Genomic DNA, 22,805 nt, shown 5'->3' with positions numbered 1-22,805 from the left:
TCAACTTGGTTAACTTGTTTATGTATATGCAGAGAGGGAAAAAGATAGGTTATTGATTACATTATATAGTTATTATTTACCTCTTATGTTATTATTATGGCAAATAAATTTTTAATTTATGCTATAAAATTGTTTTCATATAAATAAATATCAGTATATTTGCGACTACATGCTAATTTGAAAATATGGGGAGTTGTTCTCTTGATATTCTAACTTTAGGGATACTGTGGAATGAATTTGCAAGTTAACTAATTGAATAATAATATTTAAAATCATGAATCAGGGTTCTATTTTTAACTGCGGATTTGCGTTGGTGATGAACAAGAGGTTTATATCCTTGTTTTTGTTAATCTTTACTTTAATGGGTATGATGGCCTGTCAAGAGAAAAAAGCTGTTTCTAAGCAAGTAAAAGTTGAATTACAAAGTCCTTTTTGGAGTTTTAATACTTCAAGGACAGCCAAAAGCAGCTTGTCCGGAACAGTGCCGGAGGCAGGGCTCTTGTTGTCGGATGATCAGTCAAAGGGTTTTACGATCCGGTTTACCGCTGATATAAAATCGGTCGCCCGAGAGCAAACTTTGCTTGAGATACCTCAGGTACTTAAAGTCTATCTTCGTAAGCATGATCCGGATGATCGAAAAATACAAAATTATCCGGCTTATAAAATGTTGGATGGTTCGGTTCCCGTATTAGAAGCGAGTCTTTCCTTGCAGTCTCCTTGGGATCCGAAAAAATTCCAGGATATGACGGTTGGTATACCTTTAGCGATATTAGATAGACCGGAGGGAAAACATGATATTATCCTTCAATTCTCCGGGGTCCAGTGGACTATTTACATAGATGGGCGCTTGTATGATAATGATTTCGCCCTAGGTTATCCGTTGGCGAGTCGGATGAAATTGTGGAGCTTAAACCCCGATTATGTGAGCGAGGCTAATTTGTATGAGCCAGCTATCCAACCGGAACAGATAGCGGCGCCAACACCGCAAATCGCCTCTAATATCCAATATTGGACACCTCCTTACCATAATGCTTGGGTGGGAGATGTGGTTACATTCTTCCATGATGGACGTTATCATGTGTTTTATTTGTTTGATCGCCGTGGCCACGCAAGTAAATTTGGAAGAGGTGGACATTATTTCGAGCATTTGTCTACCACGGATTTTCAAACTTGGGTAGAACATAAGCCAGCGACTCCTCTGGAATACCAATGGGAGACATTCGGAACCGGTACGCCTTTTCTTTTTAATGGCAAACTCTGTATTAGTTATGGGCTGCATACTACTCGTATCTATCCTAAGGAAGAAACTACGCTTCCGATGCAATGGACTTATCTGGAGAAGAATGGTTATACGGGCTCGTTTAATTATGATACGATCCAGGGACTTGTACCGGCTGGCTCTACTTATTCGATAAGCGAGGATGGTGTTACCAACTTCAAAAAGACACATATATTATACCATCCTTGTGAGAATCCGAGTATCTATACTGATCCTGATGGTAATTTGAAAATGTTGGCTAACTATGGTGCTCGTGGAACTTGGAAGGCTGATTCCGTGAATGGTGGATGGAAATGCTTGGATGCTGATTTCCCGCTAGGCGGTGATTGTACCTTCTTTTTCCGTTGGGGCGAATATGATTATATCATTGGTGGTTTTACCCGTCTTTGGTCTAAATTGGCTAAGGATCCGGAGTTTGCCTATAAAGACGTCGTGGTTGAAGGAACGGATTTCTATAACGGGCTGTCTGTTCCCGCGATTACGGAAATACCTGGAGGGCGTTTTTTGATGGCGGGGTGGCTGAAAATGCAGAACTGGGGAGGGCCATTGGTGATCCACGAGTTAATACAATATCCAGATGGACGTATCGGAACGAAATGGATGGATGAGATAATTCCGGCGACGGGAACTCCGAAAAAGCTTTCAGCTAAACTTACCGGGACAGGTGATTTTCCCGTTTCAAGCAAGTCGTTTATGTTGACTTTTAAAGTATATCCAGATCAGCCGAGACAAGGTAATTTGAAGGTTTTGTTCTTGCCAGAAAAGGGAGAGGAATCTGCTTGTGAATGGCAATTGCAGCTAGACAAGGCACGTGCCCAGTACGGAACAAATTTGACCGCTACCTATGCTTCGAGTGAAAAAACGCTGAGGGAAGGTGGTGCCCCGCAGACGGCGAGTAATTATGCCATTGAAAATGGTATAGATACGAGCAAGCCGTTTATGGTTCGTATACTTGTTGATGGTTCTGATAAATTCGGAGGATCGTTGATTGATACGGAAATTGCCGCTCAAAGAACGATGATCTCGTATCGTCCGGAACTTACTGTCGGTAATTTGCGATTTTGTATGGAAGGGATATCCGTACAAGACATTAGTCTTGCGCCATTGAGTGATTAAGAACTATTATTACTAACTTCTTATCCCGTATAGATATTCTTGATGAGTGTTTTATGCGGGATTTTTTGTATAGAAGTATTTTGATGTTCAAATTGTTTATATTATCATATATGTAATAATATTGTTGAGTATGTAATGTGGTATTGCTATTTCTTTATATTTTACCTCTTAAGTCTTATGGTTGTATATGTTATATGTAAATAAAATTACATTCTATTTCCTTGTTTGTAGATAAAATTTATAAAATTCTGCTTTTAAAAATTCATATATTGTCATATATGTAATATATAAATTTTAATTTGCGATTAAATATATAGCTTATTTGTTTGTTTATTGTAAAATATATGATAATTTTGTGGTGCTATATAGTGGGATATCTAAGTTTGGTTATTATATATAAGTTCAACTTGAATCTAATGTTTAATTAATCTTTCAAATCTATGGATTGTATGAATACTAAAAAAACATTGTACCGGTGTGCATTGATTGCTTGCTTGGGTGGTATGCGAGTACTTGATGCATATGCTGCTATGCCGGATGTAGCATGGCAAATGCCTCAACAACAAGAGCGGCCTGTTAAAGGACGTGTGTTGGATAAAAAAGGAGAGCCTGTTTTAGGAGCTACAATTGTGGATAAACGTAATACAAACAATGGGACTATAACGGATATGGATGGTAATTTCTCTATAAATGTCAAGGATAACAGTATTTTGGTTTTTAGTTATATAGGATATAAAAGTGCGGAATATCCTGCGAATGAGGTAGAGGGGAAAAATATTGTATTAGAAGAAGATGCCTTGAATCTGGACGAGGTTGTAGTAACAGGTTATACTTCTCAGAGAAAGGCGGACTTAACGGGGTCTGTATCTATTGTTAAGGTAGATCAGTTGAAAACAGGTTCGTATGGTAGCGCAATGAAAGCAGCCCAAGGGAAAGTTGCGGGTATGTCTGTCATGACGGATGGCGCTCCTAATGCGAATGCTACGATCCGGATACGTGGTGAAGGTACGCTGAATAATAATGATCCGTTATATATTATTGATGGTGTACCGACAACACGTTCCATGTCTGAACTGGCATCGTTGGATATTGAGTCCATACAAGTATTAAAAGATGCTTCCTCTGCCTCTATTTATGGGTCTCGTGCCGCTAATGGTGTGATTATCATTACAACCCGTAAGGGAAGAAAGGGGATAACAGTTGATTTTAATGCGTCTTATACGATTGTGAGCAAGAAAAAACCTTATGAGTTAATGAACACGGAACAACGTGGTATCGCTCAATATTGGGCCATCAAAAATGATGATCCGAATGCTGATCCAAATCTCGTAGGAATAGGTGGCTTATATCAATATGAGGATCATGAGGATGCGAATGGCAATTATGTTCTGGATAAAGTAACTTGGAAAGAATGGTTAGATGATGCTCATACGATGCGAGCAGCAGATACTGACTGGCAGAAAGAAATATTGAGAACGGGGCAAATTCAGCAATATAACTTGACATTATCTACAGGAACAGATGCTGGACGCACGGTGTTTGCGGTAGATTATTATGATAATAAAGGAACGATTGATGGAAGTTTTTTTAGAAGGTTTAATGGACGTATCAATTCAGACTATACTTTTCTGAATGGGCATGTGACGGTTGGAGAGAACTTCACGGTCTCCAAATGGCGGGAAAGCGATAATATTGGTACAGGGAATATAGATGCCTGTAAATCCCTGATGTCTATTGTTCCAGTTCATACGGTCGATGGTGAAGGCTGGGGGGGACCTATAGGAGGTATGAGTGATCGACAAAATCCAGTTCGCTTGATAGAAGACAATAAGCAGAATCACCATGACAATCTCCGTCTATTTGGTAATATATATGCGAATATTAATATTATCAAAGGGTTGAGCTTTCGAACATCTTTTGGTGTGGATGGTATTGGTTCTTGGAAGCGTACGATGGATTATACTTATGAGTCTGGATTTTTGAGTGAGACAAGAAACAAGGTGAGGCAAGAATCCTATTTTGATTTGAGTTGTACGAATAGCAATGTTTTACAGTATGTATTCGATATCGACAAAAATAATTTTGATATTATGGTGGGTCAAGAGACGATAACACACACATATCGACAACATTGGGGTAGCCGTCGTGATTATGCTTTGGAAAATGATGACTATATGTGGCTAAGTTCCGGAGAATCAGAAAAAGATAATGCTAGTGAGCAATACAGTAATACTATGATTTCTTGGTTTGGAAAGATTAACTACAATTATGATAATCGCTACTTAGCTTCTGTTACTCTTCGGCGGGATGCCTCTTCTGTGTTTGGTGCGAATAATAGGTGGGCGACATTTCCTGCTTTTTCATTGGGGTGGTCGGTTAATAATGAGAGCTTTTTTGAAAGTCTTAGACCTGTAATTCCCCAATTGAAGCTTCGCTATGGGTGGGGACAGAATGGTAACTCAAGCATTGACGCTTATTCGTCTTATCAGTTCTATGAAACATTATACGACAAGGGGGCTATTGATGACTGGAATTGGGGAACAGCCTATGATTTCACCGGACAGGGTGGAACTTTACCTTCTGGCTATAGGCGTACGCAAATGGCGAATCCGGACTTGAAGTGGGAAACGACATCGCAGCACAACTTTGGCTTGGATTTCGCCGTGCTGGATTCAAAGTTGAGCGGTTCTTTTGATTACTACTTGAAATATACGAGAGATATCTTGATGAAACCTGGTACAGTGGCCACTTTGGGCGAAGGAGCTCAAAGATGGTTGAATGGAGCAGACATAGATAATAAAGGTTTTGAGCTAACGTTGAACTACAACAATCAGTTTGGTGATGTTGGGTTGAATATTAGCGGTGTCTTTTCTCATAATAAACAAACAGTGATAAAAGTACCAGATGACGTAATCAATAATTTTGCGGGAAATGGTGAAGAGGATAACGTGATAGGTCGTTCCTTGAACTCGTTGTATGGTTATGTGGCGGATGGTTTGTTTCAAACGCAAGAGGAGGTGGATAATGCCCCGACACAGACGGGAGCTGCGCCAGGCCGTATTCGTTATAAGGATTTGAACGATGATGGGAAGATAGACGATCAAGATCGTACTTGGATCGGATGTGAGGATCCCGATTTGGAATATGGTATCTCTGTAGGTGTGACATATAAGAACTTTGACTTTAGCGTGTTCTTCAACGGAGTGTTTGGCAAGGATCTGAATGTAAGTGGATGGAAGAGCTGGACCGATATTTATGCGTTAAGTACGGCTGGTGAGAATTATGGTACTCGTTTATTGGATGCGTGGACTCCAACTAATACGAATACATCAATACCTGCCCTGTCTGTCAATAATTATAATGATGAAGGAAGGATGTCTACTTATTATGTGGAAAGTGGCTCGTACTTGAAAATCCGTAATGCGGAAGTAGGATACACTATCCCGAAATCATTTGCGAACAAATTGAAATTACAACGTGCCAGAGTTGCACTAAGAGCGGATAATATTGTGACTTTGATGAAAACATGGGGTGATAATGCGTATACAGGCTTGGATCCGGAAACTCCGGGAAGTGGTTATCCGATGCCATTTTCTATGACAATGTCTTTAAATGTAACATTCTAAATAAGCGAGGAATCTATGAAAACGATAAATATTATAAGTTATAGTCTTTTTTTACTTTTGGGAAGCGCTTCTTGTTCTTCCATATTGGATGAAAACCCACAGGGTATTATTTCGGACGAAGATTTGAACACAGTCGACAAAGTGGAACAAATGATAACTGCCGCATATTCTTTCTGTGGGCAGAACCACTTCAACAAACAGTTTGGGATGCCGTATGAGGAAGGCTCTTTGCGAGGAGGTGAGGCTTATAAAGGTGCGGCGGGAACTAGTGACAACGCAGAAAGACATCTTTGGGAAACCTTTGTGTATATGCAACCTACCACGTCGGATGACTTGGATAATCTGTGGTGGGTACATTATGTTGGTGTCGGTCGTGTTCACGACGCTTTACGAAGAGCACAGGCTTTGACTAAGGAAGAATATCCCTTGCGGGAACAGCGTATCGGGGAGTTGCGTTTTTTGAGATCCCATATTTATATGTATATGAAGCTGTGCTTTAAGTTTTTTCCTTGGATCGATGAGAATACGCTAACTGATGAGTACGATAAGGTAAGTAATAATGAACTTACGGATCAAGAACTTTGGGGTAAGTTGATCGATGATTTCCGTTATGCGGTCGAAGTCCTTCCGGAAACGCAAGAAGAAGTAGGCCGTCCTACTAAGTTTGCGGCAAAAGCCTATTTAGCAAAGGCATTGTTGTTTGCCGCTTATGAGCAGGATGAGAAACATAATGTTATCAATATCAACAAAGAGAAACTGACAGAGGTCGCCAGTTTGTGTAAGGATATTATTGATAATTCAGGAAAAAGCTTAGTGGTTGATTTCGCAGAGAATTTCTTGTGTGAATATGAGAATAATTCAGAGTCTATTTGGGCTATCCAATATTCGGCTAATAATGACGGGTCTACTATAGGGCGTCTTAATTCATGGCTGGTTTATCCGATGAATAGTGACTATGGTTGTTGTGGGGCGTTTCAACCCTCCATACATATGTTGAATCATTTCAAGACGGTAGACGGAGTCCCAGATTTCGATCATTTTGATGAAGGTGAGACGTTGGATAATAAAGATGCTTTCGCCAGAATCCCAATGGATCCTCGTTTGATGCATACGGCTTGTGTGCCGGAGATGCCTTGGAAGTATGATCCGAATTACATTATGGAAAATAGTTGGGCACGTACGCCAGAGGTGTATGGATATACGATGAGTCAGAAACTGATCGTATTGCCGACCTGCGATTGCTTTCGGAAGACCAATCCGTTTATGGGGAGTGGGTTGAACTGGGATGTGCTTCGTTTGGACGAGGTAATGCTTTGGCGTGCGGAAGCTTTGATTCAGTTGAATACGAATTTGAACGAAGCCTTGGATTTAATAAACCAGCTTAGAATGAGGGCGGCTACGAGTATAGGGCGTTTGAAGTTTGCGGATGGAACTCCGACTGGTAATTTTGATGTACAGCCTTATGTCCCTGGAAAGAATTGCCCGGCATGGACACAAGAATTTGCGTTAAAGGCATTACGTTGGGAACGCCATCTGGAATTTGCGACAGAGGGAAAATGGTTTTTTGATTTGGTTCGTTGGGGTATTGCCGATACGTACATGAATAATTATTTTACGATCGAAAAAACGAGACGTTCTTATTTGAAAGACGCTAGATTTACGAAAAACAGGGATGAGTACTTTCCCATACCTCAAAAACAGATTAGTTATGTGAAGGGGTTATATAAACAAAATTACGGGTGGTAAAAGCTGTAATCGTGATTAGGCATACAAATATGTATCGATTAAATGATATGCAATGAGTAAAAGGATTTTATCTGGTATTGTAGGATTGGTGTGCTTATTAAGTGGTTGTCGAAAAGCGGTTAACGTAGAGACAAATCATATCCCTCTGTTTCATTTTACGACAGTTATGAATTGGACGGGAGAACCGGCGGGTTTGGTATATGATGATGAATTGTATCATCTTTTCTATCAATATAATCCTTCTGGAAATGTATTTGGGAATATACATTGGGGACATGCTGTAAGCCGGGATTTGTTTCGATGGCAGCGAGATTCCATCGCATTGTTTCCTGATAGTTTGGGGTATCTTAAATCCGGAAGTGTTGTTGTAGACAAGGAGAATACCTCCGGCTTTGGATCCGAGATGGAGCGTCCTTTTCTGGCATTCTATACCTATGCTAATCCAGATTTATCTAAAACTTTATTCAGTGCGTATAGTTTGGACAAGGGCCGGACTTGGATAAAACAGGGGGAAATAGATCTGCCTAATCCTGTTGAATGTGATCTCCGAAATCCTCATGTCTCTTGGTACGAAGAATACGGGCGATGGATCATGACCGTTTCCTCGGGTTCTTCTGTCTTATTCTATGCGTCTTCGGATTGTAAAGAATGGCATTTTTTAAGTGAGTTTAAAGATGTGACAAGCCAAGGTGCTAATTGGGAAGGGACAGATTTCTTCCCGATGAAGGTACAAGGTAAAGAGATAAAGAAATGGGTACTATTGGTAAATATGGAGAACGGGTTGGGAAATGGTACACCGTCAACCTGTTATTATATAGGTGATTTTGATGGGACTTCATTTCAAATAACACAAACGAAGGAATTGTGGTTGGATTATGGAAAAGATAATTATGCGGGATCTACATTTAGCGGGCTTAATGGGGATGATCGTATATTTCTAGGTTGGATGAGTTGCTGGGAATATGCTAATTTATTACCAACCTCGGTTGGCCGTGGAAATATGATAATTCCTCGTCGGTTAGGTTTGGTAGAGGAAGGGCGACATTATATGTTGGCCTCTGTTATTCCTTCCGGATTATCTGCTTTTTATGCGGATTCTTGTTTGGTCGGGCCTGTGAAACTTTCGGATGAAAACGGTTTGAGAAAAGAGTTCCCTTATCCGGGAGAATCTTTTGTTATGCGGTTGAATTTTGATAATAGCGATAATAGGGCTATCTGGAAAGCTGATAATTATGGAATCCGCTTAAAAACGAGATCTGGAAAAGTTCTGACCATCGGTTACCAAAATGAGTTGAGTTATTATTATATAGACCGCAGTGGATTAGAGATTGAACCGTCAGTCGAAGGTTTCGAACAATTAATGGGCGCAGGTTACCGCTCGGAGACGCCGGTATCGGATTGGCTTATTTTATTCGATCAAAATTCGATAGAATTATTTGCCTCGGGTGGACGTGTGGCCATGACCTCTCTATGTTATCCGGATGATGAATTCACAACATTTGAATTGTATGCCGAATCAGGAGCTGTGAACTTATTGAAGGCATCGATTATACAGTTAAAAAACGAATTAATTAAATAATACAAATTTAATGGCATGAAAAAGATTTTTATTTCAATAGCATTGATGATAGCTGGTTGTGCGATAGGACAGGCCCAGTTTTCGGTAAAATATGATTCGGAAGTTCAACCTAAAGATAATATCCAATATTTTACACCAGCGGGAAATAATCTGTTTGTTGGTGATTGTATCCCTTTTTATAAGGATGGGGTTTTTTATTTGTATTGGTTGCTTGATGAAGGACATCATTCGGCCTTGAATGGCTTAGGTGGTCACCAATGGTGCGTGAGTACTAGTTCGGATTTAAAGAGTTGGAGGCATCATCCGATTGCTATAGGGATAGACGAGAACTGGGAAAAGTCTATATGTACCGGTTCGGTTACTTTTGATGGTAAGCAATATTATGCATTTTATGCGACTCGCTTGATTACCCAAGATGATCAGATTAATGAGCAGTTGAGTTATGCTGTCAGTAAGGATGGTTTAACTTTCAAGAAGCAGAAACCGAATCCTTTTTATACTTCTGCTCCCGGATATAGTAAGCGGCATTTTCGTGATCCGAAAGTGATAATTGATAAAGAGGGTGTATTTCATTTGTTTGTTTCCAGCGAGACTGATAATTATGTCATCAGTGAGGGGCGTGGATGTTTGGTGCATTTGACTTCGAAAGATTTAAAAAACTGGCAAGTGCAGGAACCCCTTATTTCCGGAATGCGAGATGTTCCCGAATGCCCTGATTATTTTCAATGGAACGGTTGGTATTATCTGGTTTATGGACAGGGAGGAGATACATATTATGTGAAATCCCGGAATCCGTATGGTCCGTGGGAATATCCGGAATCACAGGCATTACTGGAACAATGGGTTAATGTTGCTAAAACAGCGGAATTCAAAGATAATCGGCGGATTGTTGCGGGATGGGTTCCGAGTAAGAGAGAGAATAAAGATTATGGTCCGGAACGTTTTGGTGGTAGTATTATTTTGCGTGAAGCCTATCAGTTGCCGAATGGCGATTTGGCAACTAAGTTCCCGGCAGAAGCTATTTGGGCTACTCGATCTCCTTTGCGTGTGAATTTGACGGAGGCTGAAAACGCCAAGAAGGTATCAGACCGGGAAGTATTGCTTGATGCCCAGGGAGCTATTGGTGGTGCTTATATTAAAGATATGCCTTATAATTGTCGGGTTACTTTGGAGATTGAGCCGGTAAGTAATAGTGATGAGTATGGTTTGTTTTTACGAGCGAAAGATAAAGCAAATGATGGTTATAAGCTTAGTTTAAATCCTAATAAACGTACGGTTCGTTTGGGTGAGGATGCTTTTATCGAGGTTGTGCCTGGGTTGGACGAACCGGTTAAAGTAGATATAATTATGAAAAATGACATTATTGATGTTTGTATAGGCGATCGCCGTTGTATCGTAAATCGGTTACCGGAAAAGAAAGGAAACTATTTATGGTTTTATGCAAAACAAGGAACTGTTAAGTTTAGAAATATAAAAGTGTCTCCGCTTTTGTGATTGTTTTAAATTTAAAATTGTGATTATGGGTAGTGAAAATAGGATAAGTCATATTATCCCGGTAATGTTAACTTTTTTTACGATGGGATTTGTAGATTTGGTTGGCATTGCGACTAATTATGTAAAACAAGATTTTGGATTGTCTGATACGGCTGCCAATTCTTTTTCCGTAATGGTATTTTTCTGGTTTCTGGTTTTCTCGGTTCCGACCGGGATGTTAATGAACAAGATCGGACGGAAAAAAACTGTATTATTAAGTATGGTCATTACGTTTATTGGATTGTTGATTCCTATCTTTGTTTATAATGATGTGGCTATGTTTTTTGTCTTCTCGTGTTTGGGAATCGGAAATACACTTATGCAGGTTTCTTTGAATCCTCTGTTGGCTAATATGGTGTGCAAAGACCGACTACCGAGTTATTTAACATTGGGACAATTTATAAAGGCTATCGCTTCGTTTATCGCTCCGTTGATTGCCGTACATGCTGCGTTGTGTTATGGTGATTGGAAGTTGCTATTTTATATTTTTGCGGCGATAGATATCATAGCTATCGTTTATTTGTTTATGATCGATATTGTGGAAGCGGAAGAGAAAAATGAATCGTCATCTTTTAAAGAGTGTATTAAGCTATTGGGAAACACGACCATTCTTCTGTTTTTCGTTGGAATCTTGGTGCATGTTGGTATTGATGTTGGTGTGAATATAACTGCGCCAAAGCTATTGCAGGAGAAAGTAGGAATGTCATTGGCTGAGGCAGGATATGCGACTAGCCTTTATTTCTTGTTTCGAACTTTCGGTTGTTTATCCGGGACATTTATTATGGCGAAGTTTTCTCCCTTAAAGTTTTTTGTCGTGAGTGTTGTTATGATATTTATTGGTATCTCGTGCCTCTATATAAGTATGGATAGCATGAGTATCTATATTTGTGTAGCTTTGATTGGAGTTGGAAATTCAAATATATTCTCTATTATTTTTTCTAAAGCATTGTTATACATGCCGTCACGGAATAATGAAATTTCAGGTTTGATGATCATGGGGATTTTTGGTGGTGCTATTTTCCCTGTATTTATGGGACTCATGTCTGATATTTTTGGAGGGCAGATTGGGGCTGTAGTTGTTTTGACAGTCTGTGTCATTTATCTACTATTCCTAATGATTAGAATAAAAAATATAGAATTGGAATAATCTCTTTGGTATAAAACTATTGATATAAATTATGAATTTTTTAGGAATTGATATAGGAACAAGTTCGATATGTGGAATAGTTTATAATACTGTTTCTAAAGATATCGTATCGATAGCAAAAATTAACAATACAGATATGCTATCTTGTAATGTATGGGAGAAGGTTCAGGATGCGAATGCTATAGTTGATATTGTGTTAGATCTGATCCAAGAACTTCGAATCCAATATCCGGATATAAAAGGAATTGGATTATCTGGGCAAATGCATGGTATATTGTATGTTAATGCTGAGGGGGAGGCTGTTAGTCCGTTATATACATGGCAAGATATGCGTGGAAGTCTTCTTTATAAAGATGGTATGAGTTATGCGGCCTATCTTTCTAAGCAGACCGGATTTCCATTATCAACAGGTTTTGGTTTAGTCACGCATTATTACAATAAAGTAAATAGTTTGGTTCCACAAAATGCGGTGAAATTATGTACTATTATGGACTATACCGCAATACGATTAACAGGTAAATGTGAACCTTTGGTTGATTGTTCTAACGCTGCTAGTCTCGGTTTTTTTGATAAAGAAAAATTGGCTTTTGATAAAGAAGCTCTGTGGAATGTGGGAATTGATAGCTCTATTTTGCCAGAAATTGGTAAAGCTTTTTCCCGAGTTGGACATTATGAAAATATCTCGGTTTACACTGCTATCGGAGACAATCAAGCCAGTTTCCTTGGATCTATCCGTGATATAAGGCACTCTATCCATATAACTGTTGGAACTAGTAGCCAAATTTCTGTTTATTCGGAAGATTACGTAAATGTCCCACTTTTGGATACGCGTCCTTTACCAGGTGGAGGATATATTTTGGTTGGTGCTGCGTTATGTGGTGGTTGTTCATTCTCATTATTAAAGAAATTTTTTTCAGAGACGATCAAGCTTTATACTGGTGAAGAAATGGATGATACAGATTTGTATAAGATTATGGTTTCAGTTCCATATAAAGAAGTTCAGGAGGATGATATACGGGTGGAGACATTGTTTGGTGGTACGAGATCGCATCCCGAAAAACGAGGAAAAATAATGAATATATCTTGTCTGAACTGGCATCCTGAAAATTTAATTCGAGGTTTTTTAGAAGGTATGAGCCAAGAACTATATGATTTCTACCAGTTATTGCCGAACTCTGTTAGAGAGCGAAAAACTATATTGGTTGGTTCGGGAAATGGAATTAAGAGAAATCCTCTGCTATGCCAAATTTTGGAGGAACGTTTCAAGTGTCATTTGCAGGTTTCTGCTTGCCGAGAAGAGGCTGCTTTGGGTGCTTGTATTTGTGGTATGGTAGGGAATGGTTATATCAATAATTTTACAGATTTTTTTAATGAGAATTTGTTGATAAACTGAATTAATATAATCTTTGAATACAATATAAGAGTTTATGAGTTTGATAAATAGTTTTTTTCTTGTAGATTGATTGGGGGGATGTAGAAAAAGCACATAACGGTTATCATATTACCGTGCATGTGCTTTTGTTGTTAAAAAGAACTGCATCTTTTTAAATGAAACGGGTAGAATCTCTTTTGATAATTTGGCCATTTAGATAGACGTTCATAGGTAATCTATCATTACACTTGATTCTTCTTATCATTAAATCGATGCTGGTGTTGGCTATTTCTTTACATGGTTGTATAAACGATGTAAGTGAACATTTCAAGTGACGTGAATATTTCATGTCATCGAATCCGCAAATTAGAAGGTCGGAGGCTATTTTATGTCCGATAGCTTCTAATGACGACATAAGGACAGCCGCTGTTGAGTCGTTGGCGCAGATAATACCGGTTTCTCCTTTTATTATAGGAATTGTTTTAACAAAATCTAAGTCTTCAGGATTACCACAAAAGTCATTTTGTACGTTGAATGTCAGTCCTTGTTCCTGTATCGTATCTTTAACTGCGAGAAAACGAATACGGACGGAATAGGCTGAATCTGGGCGATGAAAGAAATAAATATGCTTACAACCTGCTTGAATTAAGTGCTGGGCCATTATGGCACCTGCGCTGTAATTATCAAGACATACGACATCGAAAGGACTTTTCTGTGGTATGGGTACAATATCCCGATCGATAAGAATAAGGGGGATTCCTTCTTGTTGTATTTTATTGCATATAGTTTCATTAATGCGATCAGCGTCAGGCACTCGTTCCAAGGGGGAGAAAAATATCCCGTCAACATTTTTTTTTATGTAACTGTCGCAACAGGTTTCAATAAGATTGCGTCGAATGTCTGCATTACTGGCTGTTGCCCCTTCCCAAAGGCAGCTAAATTGCATAAGCTCGGATTGTTTTAATATTTGATCATTGATTATAGAAAAGATTTCGGATTCTCCGGCACCAGGAAGCAATAGTCCAAATGTATATGTTTTTTTTGTATCTCCTTTGAAAAGGACTAGAGTCCCAAGTCCTTTCTTTTTATTTACATATCCTTCTTTTTGGAGTTGGTTATATACTTTAGAGACTGTTGGGCGAGAAACGGAATATTTATCAGCCAGCGTAAGTTCTGTAGGAAGAAGTGTACCTGTTGGATATACTCCTTTTTGAATATCTTCTTTTACTGTAGTATAAATAGTTTTATAATTATATTTATCATTCATGGCTGGTGTTTTTTTGTTTTATATGACAAATATAATTGATTTGTTTCATATAACATATGTGTTATGTTGAAATGTTATTCTTATTTATTAATTTATCTTTATATTAGCGATTCTGGAATGAAATAGGGGAGGACAAGGATGTTAATTTAATAAACTCTTGAATTGCTATTGATATAATCGTGTTTTTTACCATTGGCAATCCTGATTACTGTTAGGCCCATTTTTAGAAAGACATATGATATATATCCTTTTTAATGAGAGGAAGACGCCTCTATTTTAGGATATCTATTTGTGAAAATTGATGCGGTAGCCTATTTTTCCTGTGTAAATCAAAATATTTCCGTACATTTGCCGCTATTCAAACCAATTAAACAAGATTAATTATGAGCACGAACAATGACGAGCTACTTTACGACGAGGATGATTCCGTAAAATTTATCCAGAATTATCTTCCCCAAGAACTGAAAGGAAAGTTCAGTAATGACGATATCAACTATATCGTAGACTTGATCTACGACTTCTATGAATCTAATGGCATGCTAGATGATGATGGCGACGATGAGATCGAGATCGATGAGGAAGAGGTTGTAAATTATGTAATTAAGAACGCCCAGAAAGACGGCGTAGGCAAATTCGAACCGGAGGAAATCACTTTTATAGTACAAGGAGAACTTGAATATTGCGATTCGATCAACATGTTTGATTGATATTTGTTATATATATAAAGTTGTTTAAGTGAAATTGTAGAAGATGATGAGGAACATTAAATTATTATCTGTTTTACTGCTATGTATGGCAGTGGTGTTTACGAGTTGCGGAACGTGGAATAACACGGCGAAGGGTACGGCGATCGGTGTAGGCGGTGGTGCCGCTGTCGGAGCTGGTGTTGGTGCCTTGGCCGGAAATACCGCATTGGGTGCCGTGATCGGTGCGGCCGTAGGTGGTACAGCCGGTGCGTTAATCGGTAAGAAAATGGATAAGCAGAAGAAGGAGCTGGAAGCTACCCTGCCTGAGGACACGAAGATCGAGAGCGTGAACAATGGTGAGGCCTTGAAGGTTACTTTTGACTCCGGTATCTTGTTTGCCACGAACTCGAGTACGTTGAGCGACGCTTCCAAGAGTGCCTTGCGTAACTTCGCTACCAGTTTGAAGGCCAATCCGGATACGGATATCCGAATCATCGGCTTTACGGATAACACCGGTAAGGTGGATTATAATCAGACCTTGTCCGAGAAACGTGCGAAGAGCGTTTACGATTACCTGATGATGCAGGGGGTAAGTACGGATCGTATGGTTTATGAAGGCAAAGGTATACATGATCCTGTGGCTAGCAATGACACTCCCGAGGGTCGTTCGTTGAACCGTCGTGTTGAGATCGTGATCTTGGCTAATCAGAAGATGATCCAAGAGGCTCAACAAGGAACGCTTCGATAAGTTTTTTAAGCTATCCCTGCCGGAAGCGGACAGGTTATAGTGTATGAATTGGGGGACTGTCTTTTCCGGATAGTCCCTTTTTTGTTTAAATCGCAGGATAGGAAGGATGAAGAAGTTGATATATATTTTATTTGTGTTGATTACGATCGCTTTTGCCGTGGCAGCCATAGCCGGATTCGCTACCGGACGTATGAATCCGGAAGGGAAGGAGTGGATCTCGTTTCCCGGATTGGTGTTATTACCGGTATTGGCGGTCAATCTATGTCTTTTCTTGATGTGGTGTGTCTTTAGGAGCCATTGGTGCTGGGTACCTTTGGCGGCGTTATTGTTGAACTGGGAGTTTTTGATATCGATGTTCCAGATACGGGTCTTCCCTAAAGAGATTCCGATAGGGAAAGAAGCGGTTAAGGTGATTACCTATAACGTGAATAATTTCAATACGGACGGAAAGAAACAGCTTCCTAATATAGCGGATTGGCTGAGAAAGGAGGACCCGGATATTGTTTGCCTCCAAGAATGCCCTGTTGAATCGGCCCTGCGGATGGATTCTGTCGCCAAGACCTTATCGTTCCTACCGTATTATTGCTCTACCCGTTCGGCTACGAAAGCGGCGGGCAACGCTATTTTCAGTAAATATCCGATCCTTCGTTTTGAGTCTATCCTATACCCGGAGTCTAGCAATAAATCCTTGTTTGCCGTCATGGATATCCAAGGGGATAGTGTTCGTGTATTTAATAACCATTTCCAAACGACTAGCGTGAATGCCGTAAAGCCTCGTCTTTACCAAGCCCATGCCGAGGGTAAACAATTGGAGGAAACCGAGGCCGCCTTCCATATGGCTTTTCAGATGAAGAAGAATTTCGTGAAACGGGCTACTCAGGCGGATTATATCCGTCAGATGTTGGATGCCGGGGAGGGGCCCGTGATTCTTTGCGGTGATTTTAATGATACACCGGCCTCTTATACGTACCGTACCGTGAAAGGTGATTTAACGGATGGGTTCCGTGACTGTGGCTCCGGTTTCGGGTACACCTTTCGTCAATTAAAGCGTATATTTCGAATTGATTACATAATTTATTCTCCTGATTTTAAGGGTGTAACTTATGATTCTCCTAATTTAGACTACAGTGACCATAAGCCCGTCGTATGGTTAGGATATGTTAATTAACACACCCAAAAGGATAGTTTTAGAACCTTTTTCAACTCATGCTGTTTTAATAGTGACTTATATATAAGCACAAATAATAGTATAAACTGTTTTAAACGTTAAAATGAGATGAAAAAGATTTTTCCTTTTTTTCTGTTAGTTCTTCTGCTGGCTTCTTGCCAAAAGGACCCGGACATGTCGAAATTGGACAATGATTTTCTGGTGTTCACGAATCATGATAAGGACGCGAAATTCGAATCGTTCACTACGTTCTACATTCCGGATAGTGTATTGGTTATCGGCACAAGCGAGAAACCTCAGTTCTGGACAGCCAATGAAGCAGACGATATTATCACTACGTTGGTGAATAATATGGAAAGCCGCGGTTTCAAACGCACGCTAGACAAAGATAACGCCGACTTAGGTCTGCAAGTTTCTTACGTACAAAGTACTCAATATTTCGCTGACTACAACGATGGCTACAACTACCCGTACTGGTGGTGGAACTATCCGGGATATTGGAGTCCGGGTTACTGGGGACCGGGTTGGGGTAATTGGTATTACCCGTATCCTGTAGTGTATAGCTATAGTGTAGGTTCCTTGTTGACTGAGTTAGTGGATTTGGATGCTCCTGCCGCTTCTAAGGCAGACGCTAAACTTCCGGTTCTTTGGACCGCTTACATGAGTGGCTTGTTGTCTGGTTCTGATAAATTCGACACTCAGCTAGCTGTTCGTGCTATCGAGCAAGCATTTGTACAATCTCCGTACGTAAAGAAATAATAATTCGAATGATTAAAAGTTTGAGGTTCTATGAAAAAGATAAATAAATTAATCGCTTTACTCATCGTTTGTATGGCGATGCCTGCTCTGGCTGGCGCCCAGGTTTTGAAAAACGCGTATTTTAATGTAGACTGGCAGATCAACTCTCCGTTCGGTCAAGACTTCTCAAAGAAGACTAGCGGTTGGGGTGCTCACGCTGAGGGTGGTTACTATGTGATTCCTAATTTCGCTATAGGTGCGTTCATCTCTTATCATACAAATAATGAGTATGTGGACCGCCAGACGATTCCGGTAAACTCAACATCCGTAATCACTTCCGATCAACAGCATTCTATCTTCCAGTTACCTTTTGGCGCGGCTTTCCGTTATAACTTCGCTCCGGAAGGACAATTCCAACCGTATGTTGGCGCTCAGTTAGGTGCTAGCTATAGTGAGATGTCTACCTACATGAACGTGTTGAAGGTTTACGATCGTAACTGGGGATTCTATGTAGCTCCCGAGATCGGTATGACCGTGTACTTCACACCTCAGAAACAGATCGGCGTACATATGGCCGCTTATTATAACTACGCTACCAACAAGGGGGATGTCCTCAGCTATCATATCGATGGTTTGAATAACTGGGGTATCCGCTTAGGTCTAGCGTTCTGATAGACAACGTTTGTTCTTTTAAGTGTTTTATGTAGTTTAGGGAAACGGAGGGCAGTGAATGTCTTCCGTTTCTTGCCTTTATAGGATCTGTAGTTTCACCCCGAATGAAAGGCTTAAATAATCTTTTGGCTTCAAGTAGCTGTTGCCGATAGCGTTTATTATATACAAATCGCAGGTGCTCAACTCATAGAAGAAGCTGATGGATTTATGCCAGCTACTATTTGGATTCAGTTTGAGCGTGATCCGCTCCCCGATAAAGATATGGTTACGGATGCGGGTGGAGAACCAATAATATCCCGGGGGATACTTATTCGGTTGCTTGGCCCAGAAATCCCGGTCAAATAGGAAATTTACGTAGATACCGCAACAAAGAGGCTCGAAAGATACTTTTTCTCCCAGATCGATATTCCAAGGAAAATAGTTTTGTTTCAAGGTGAAAGTCACGTTCGCGTGATCATTCGCGTTGCGGGGGACGATACCCAGCAACATATCCGTTTCCCAATGATTCCGGTAATAATTCCAACCGGTACCCACGGAGAGCATCGCCATGGAACCTGCGAATTGTACTTTCGTATAGCGAGGGATGACCCGTTGCCATGCGTTCTCGTACCGTTGCACTCGTTTCGTGTATTTATCCTCTTGCGCATGGAGTGTAAGGGGAAAGACACAAGTTAAGAGGAGAAGCTTAAAAATTGACCACTTCATACATATAATCGTCAGGGGTTAAGGTAAAAAGAAGATAACTTCGTTTGGCGATATTGGCGCAACCGTAGTAGATAATACCATCCTCAAACAAATCGGCTGCCGATACGCAATGGTTATGCGCATGCAAGCAGAACATTAAAGATGGTAATGTCTTGATATAAAGTTGGAACACGTCTTTCACGTTATTGTCGAACTGTTCGTTCCCGGGAGGGGCGTGCATGACTACGATCGTGCGTTTATTACGGGTACTATCCGCTATCTCATTCTTTAGGAAATTAAAATCGGGTACCGGATGGGAATAATCATACTCGATAGCGTTCGTATTGAGGCATACGAATTTCACGTCGCTCACGACAAACGAGAAGTTCTCATTCCCAAAGATTTTACGAAATACTTGGTCGCCATTACCGATCACGTCGTGATTACCGATCAACCCTACGTAAGGCACTTTTAGTTTGGACAAGATATCATCGTTCCACTCGAATTCCTTCTTTAAGCCGAACTCCGTATAATCTCCTCCATGGATAATGAAATCGATGCTATCTAATTGATTAACGTACTTGACGAAATCTTCCGTCTCGTTATAACTTCGCTGGGTATCGCCCATAAAAATAAAACGGATCGTGTCCTTCCCTTCGCAGACTTTCTCGATACGCTCGATATTGGTCGGGTTGATCTCCCGGGAAGTATCGGAATCCAGACGGCCGTCATACGGATGATAGTCGATTAAGTCGCAAGCCGTGAGGAGCGTAGCGGCAGAAAGCCATATGTATTTCTTTAAAAACATAGCATCCTAACTTTTTTATATGCAAAGTTAGGATGCTATCAGTACCAAAAAAGGTCATTTCTGAGCTTATACTGGTCTAAAATGTATATTCTATAAAGCGAATACTTGCTTTATTTCCGTGAAGTCGGATAATACGATATCGGCAGTCTCATTTCCTTTATAAGCGCTCCAACCAATACTTTTTAGCCAGATTGTCTGGCATCCGATCCGGGTGGCGGGGACGATATCCTTATCATAGGAATCACCTACGACAACAATCTCGTCGGCGGGAAATCCCAGTTTATCCACTCCTAATCGGAAGATCGCCGGGTCCGGCTTACGGATACCTACGACCGCCGATTCCACGATAGCGCCGAATAAATGATCCAAACCGAAATCTTTCAACACGGATTCTATGTTCCCATAGAAGTTCGATACCAATACCAATGGGTAACGTTCCGCTAATTGCTCCAGAATGGGGCGGGCGCTATCGATTGCCTTCCGGGCGTATTCGTAACACCAATCCGCTAATTGTTCCGGTAACTCCGGGGTAATCGCCTCGGCGGATAAATGCCCGTTCTCTTTCAGCCATTGGATTTGTAAATCGCTTTTCAAGCGCAACATATCCAAAAACGTATGATGAGGCTTCACGATCGGATTCTTTCCAAGCGTTCTTTCTCCATGTACATAGGCATCACGGAAAACCGCTTTGGATACGGGAACCTTCAAGGCCTCATACGCCATCCAGATCACCTCTGCCCAGTGCATGCCGTTACTGTCTATCGTTCCGCCGTAATCAAAGAGGATTCCTTTTACTTTGTCTAAATTGAACATAATCGAATGGGGTAAAAAAACGTTATAACTGTTTGCTGAAATCTTCACAAATATGCTCATGCTTTTTGATCATATAGAGCAACATCGAGTTTAATACGGTCAGCTCGAATACGAAATACAGCCAAGGCATGTCGATGAAAAGGCTGACAAACAAAGCGATCACCCGGGTATTGAATGATAGCATATTTGTATATTTCATTAATGGCAGGCTCTTTGTTCGAAAAGCCTTACGGAACCATTCCGGCGCTTGTCCGTTGTATTTCTCACGGATGATGTTCATCATGTGTTGGAATTTAGGTGTCCATGCTTCTTGACCTACCGTATAATTAATGTAGAAGGTCTCGAACAATTTATAGATAAAGCCATGTTTCCAACTCATCTTCTTATAATTCTCCTTCAATTGGGGAGAGTGGGAGAGCTCGCTACCCGATTTACCTTTCAAGAACAACAAGTGAATATTGCGATAATAATCCGCCATGGCCGCTTGCTTGCTATGGAAGAATCCCGTCGTAGCCGCCAATAGCCAGATCCATATTCCCCATTCCGGCGTGAGGCGTAAGCAGATTGCCGCGTAGATAGCGATAAACCAGAAATCGCCGGCGGCACCGTCCAAGATACGTCCCAAGGCACTTTTCTGTCCGGTCATACGGGCCAATTGTCCGTCTGCGCTATCATACGAGTTTGCCCAGATTAACAGTAACATGCCGATCACGTTGATAGCGAGGCTCTGGAAATAGAAACAGATACCTGCCGTTATGCCGATAAAGATGCTGGCGATCGTGATACTATTGGGCGATACCCCCAATTTATTAAAGAACAAAGCCCATTGGTAGCCAATAGGACGATAGAAATGAATATCGATAAACTCCTCGGTGTCCAAAGATTTTAAGGTTGACTCCAGACTGGGAGTAGACTTAGTCTCACTCATGATTGATTTTGTTAAAACGATTTAGATGTGTTCTCGCATAAGATCCCAGATACGACGTGCGATGTTTGGAGCCGCTTCTTCCCGGCAAGGGGCGAAACTAGGCCAATCATTGAAATCGATAATTCGCATGACACCATCCTCGGAGACGATGCAATCTCCCCCGTAAATATGTATGCTCAATACCTCGGCTGCCTTGTGGCAGAGCAGACGAAGCTGCGCTTCGTCGAAGGGGATCCCCTTCGCTGTACCATTGATAACTTCTAAGCCAAATTTACTATGATGCATGTTCGATGGATAGAACCAATAAAAGAAATCGGTTCCAGCTACCCCGTAAAATTTCACCAAATCGCCTACCAGATGTTCATTGATTACCGCCGACGGGATACCACGGATAGCGTATTCCTTCAATATGCTTTTCGCCTCTTCCGGGTTTCTTACGTAGGTGACGTCTTCCCGGTGGATGGCGTGGAAATCTCCCCGTTTGATCCAGCAATTAAAGAAACCGGCTTTCTCAAGGGCTTCTGTCGGATCCTCATCTGTCCGTAAGATTAAACTTTCCGGATGGGAGATATGATTGGATAATAGGAGGCGGGTCATTTTCTCACGGGTACAATTCTCGATCCCGTAACCCGAGTTCACCACGAAATAATTTTTATCCTCTAGTTCTTGCAGCTTATGGATGGACTTCCAGTCTCTTACCATATTAAAGATACCCTTTTCCTTCGGGTCTTGTAGCAGCAGATCCGATTCGATATATTCGTTTACATCGCATCCCAATTTTCGTAAATGCTGGGCTGTCAAGGCGAAGATCGCCGCGTCGTTGCCGATATGATTGGGGGAGAATTGATTTCCTCTGCGGATACCTGCTAAAGTTAATTTACTCATTGTTAGACAG

18 protein-coding genes are annotated in these 22,805 nt (G+C 40.7%); 12 read left to right on the top strand and 6 right to left on the bottom strand.

What is annotated here, in order from left to right; genetic code table 11:
• Window positions 1-274: 274 nt before the first annotated feature.
• The 7 genes from ACESPU_RS00950 (at window position 275) to ACESPU_RS00920 (ending at window position 13,419) form a co-directional block, all read left to right on the top strand.
• Entirely contained in the window at window positions 275-2,395 is a 2,121-nt protein-coding gene (locus ACESPU_RS00950) for a hypothetical protein (protein ID WP_227154186.1), read from the top strand.
• A 449-nt stretch (window positions 2,396-2,844) separates the two neighbouring features.
• Window positions 2,845-6,021, top strand: coding sequence for a TonB-dependent receptor (locus ACESPU_RS00945; protein WP_192922574.1), 3,177 nt, complete (start codon window positions 2,845-2,847; stop codon window positions 6,019-6,021).
• 15 nt (window positions 6,022-6,036) lie between these two features.
• A complete protein-coding gene (locus ACESPU_RS00940) occupies window positions 6,037-7,767 on the top strand; it encodes a RagB/SusD family nutrient uptake outer membrane protein (RefSeq protein WP_057317121.1) in 1,731 nt (576 codons plus the stop codon).
• Window positions 7,768-7,819: 52 nt separating this feature from the next.
• Window positions 7,820-9,346: a glycoside hydrolase family 32 protein gene (locus tag ACESPU_RS00935; RefSeq protein WP_122145745.1), complete on the top strand. Its 1,527-nt coding sequence runs from the start codon at window positions 7,820-7,822 to the stop codon at window positions 9,344-9,346.
• Window positions 9,347-9,361: 15 nt separating this feature from the next.
• The gene (locus ACESPU_RS00930) at window positions 9,362-10,840 is read left to right on the top strand and encodes a family 43 glycosylhydrolase (RefSeq protein WP_122145746.1); all 1,479 of its coding nucleotides are present in this window, start codon (window positions 9,362-9,364) and stop codon (window positions 10,838-10,840) included.
• A 25-nt stretch (window positions 10,841-10,865) separates the two neighbouring features.
• Window positions 10,866-12,026: a sugar MFS transporter gene (locus ACESPU_RS00925; RefSeq protein ID WP_192922575.1), complete on the top strand. Its 1,161-nt coding sequence runs from the start codon at window positions 10,866-10,868 to the stop codon at window positions 12,024-12,026.
• 31 nt (window positions 12,027-12,057) lie between these two features.
• Window positions 12,058-13,419 (top strand): sedoheptulokinase, encoded by a 1,362-nt coding sequence (locus ACESPU_RS00920; RefSeq protein ID WP_122145748.1) that lies wholly within the window; start codon window positions 12,058-12,060, stop codon window positions 13,417-13,419.
• 151 nt (window positions 13,420-13,570) lie between these two features.
• Here the strand turns inward: ACESPU_RS00920 and ACESPU_RS00915 are convergent, their stop codons facing one another.
• Window positions 13,571-14,665 carry a GntR family transcriptional regulator gene (locus ACESPU_RS00915; protein WP_122145749.1) on the bottom strand — a complete coding sequence of 365 codons (1,095 nt, stop codon included), beginning with the start codon at window positions 14,663-14,665 and terminating at the stop codon, window positions 13,571-13,573.
• A gap of 383 nt (window positions 14,666-15,048) precedes the next feature.
• Between ACESPU_RS00915 and ACESPU_RS00910 the strand changes: the two genes are divergently transcribed.
• The 5 genes from ACESPU_RS00910 to ACESPU_RS00890 all read left to right on the top strand — a co-directional run bounded on the left by ACESPU_RS00910 (window position 15,049) and on the right by ACESPU_RS00890 (window position 18,677).
• Window positions 15,049-15,372, top strand: coding sequence for a hypothetical protein (locus ACESPU_RS00910; protein ID WP_005856696.1), 324 nt, complete (start codon window positions 15,049-15,051; stop codon window positions 15,370-15,372).
• A gap of 46 nt (window positions 15,373-15,418) precedes the next feature.
• Entirely contained in the window at window positions 15,419-16,099 is a 681-nt protein-coding gene (locus ACESPU_RS00905) for an OmpA family protein (RefSeq protein ID WP_005856698.1), read from the top strand.
• Window positions 16,100-16,205: 106 nt separating this feature from the next.
• Window positions 16,206-17,267, top strand: coding sequence for an endonuclease/exonuclease/phosphatase family protein (locus ACESPU_RS00900; protein ID WP_005856700.1), 1,062 nt, complete (start codon window positions 16,206-16,208; stop codon window positions 17,265-17,267).
• Between the two features lie 108 nt (window positions 17,268-17,375).
• On the top strand, window positions 17,376-18,026 hold the full coding sequence (locus tag ACESPU_RS00895; protein ID WP_005862113.1) for a DUF4136 domain-containing protein: 651 nt from the start codon (window positions 17,376-17,378) through the stop codon (window positions 18,024-18,026).
• 30 nt (window positions 18,027-18,056) lie between these two features.
• Entirely contained in the window at window positions 18,057-18,677 is a 621-nt protein-coding gene (locus tag ACESPU_RS00890; RefSeq protein ID WP_005862115.1) for an outer membrane beta-barrel protein, read from the top strand.
• Between the two features lie 78 nt (window positions 18,678-18,755).
• Here ACESPU_RS00890 and ACESPU_RS00885 read toward each other — a convergent pair whose 3' ends face one another.
• The 5 genes from ACESPU_RS00885 to ACESPU_RS00865 all read right to left on the bottom strand — a co-directional run bounded on the left by ACESPU_RS00885 (window position 18,756) and on the right by ACESPU_RS00865 (window position 22,795).
• Entirely contained in the window at window positions 18,756-19,382 is a 627-nt protein-coding gene (locus ACESPU_RS00885) for a hypothetical protein (RefSeq protein WP_005862117.1), read from the bottom strand.
• The gene (locus tag ACESPU_RS00880) at window positions 19,363-20,169 is read right to left on the bottom strand and encodes a metallophosphoesterase (protein ID WP_005856708.1); all 807 of its coding nucleotides are present in this window, start codon (window positions 20,167-20,169) and stop codon (window positions 19,363-19,365) included. The genes ACESPU_RS00885 and ACESPU_RS00880 overlap by 20 nt, the downstream gene beginning before the upstream one ends.
• Window positions 20,170-20,259: 90 nt before the next feature.
• Window positions 20,260-20,982 carry an HAD family hydrolase gene (locus ACESPU_RS00875; protein WP_008778335.1) on the bottom strand — a complete coding sequence of 241 codons (723 nt, stop codon included), beginning with the start codon at window positions 20,980-20,982 and terminating at the stop codon, window positions 20,260-20,262.
• Between the two features lie 22 nt (window positions 20,983-21,004).
• Window positions 21,005-21,910: a CDP-alcohol phosphatidyltransferase family protein gene (locus ACESPU_RS00870; RefSeq protein WP_373133076.1), complete on the bottom strand. Its 906-nt coding sequence runs from the start codon at window positions 21,908-21,910 to the stop codon at window positions 21,005-21,007.
• Window positions 21,911-21,931: 21 nt separating this feature from the next.
• Entirely contained in the window at window positions 21,932-22,795 is an 864-nt protein-coding gene (locus ACESPU_RS00865; RefSeq protein WP_122115030.1) for a hypothetical protein, read from the bottom strand.
• Between the last annotated feature and the right edge of the window lie 10 nt (window positions 22,796-22,805).

The sequence above is a fragment of the Parabacteroides sp. 20_3 genome, assembly GCF_964238835.1.
GTDB classification, from domain to species: Bacteria; Bacteroidota; Bacteroidia; order Bacteroidales; family Tannerellaceae; genus Parabacteroides; species Parabacteroides distasonis.
This window is presented reverse-complemented; position numbering and strand designations above follow the sequence as displayed.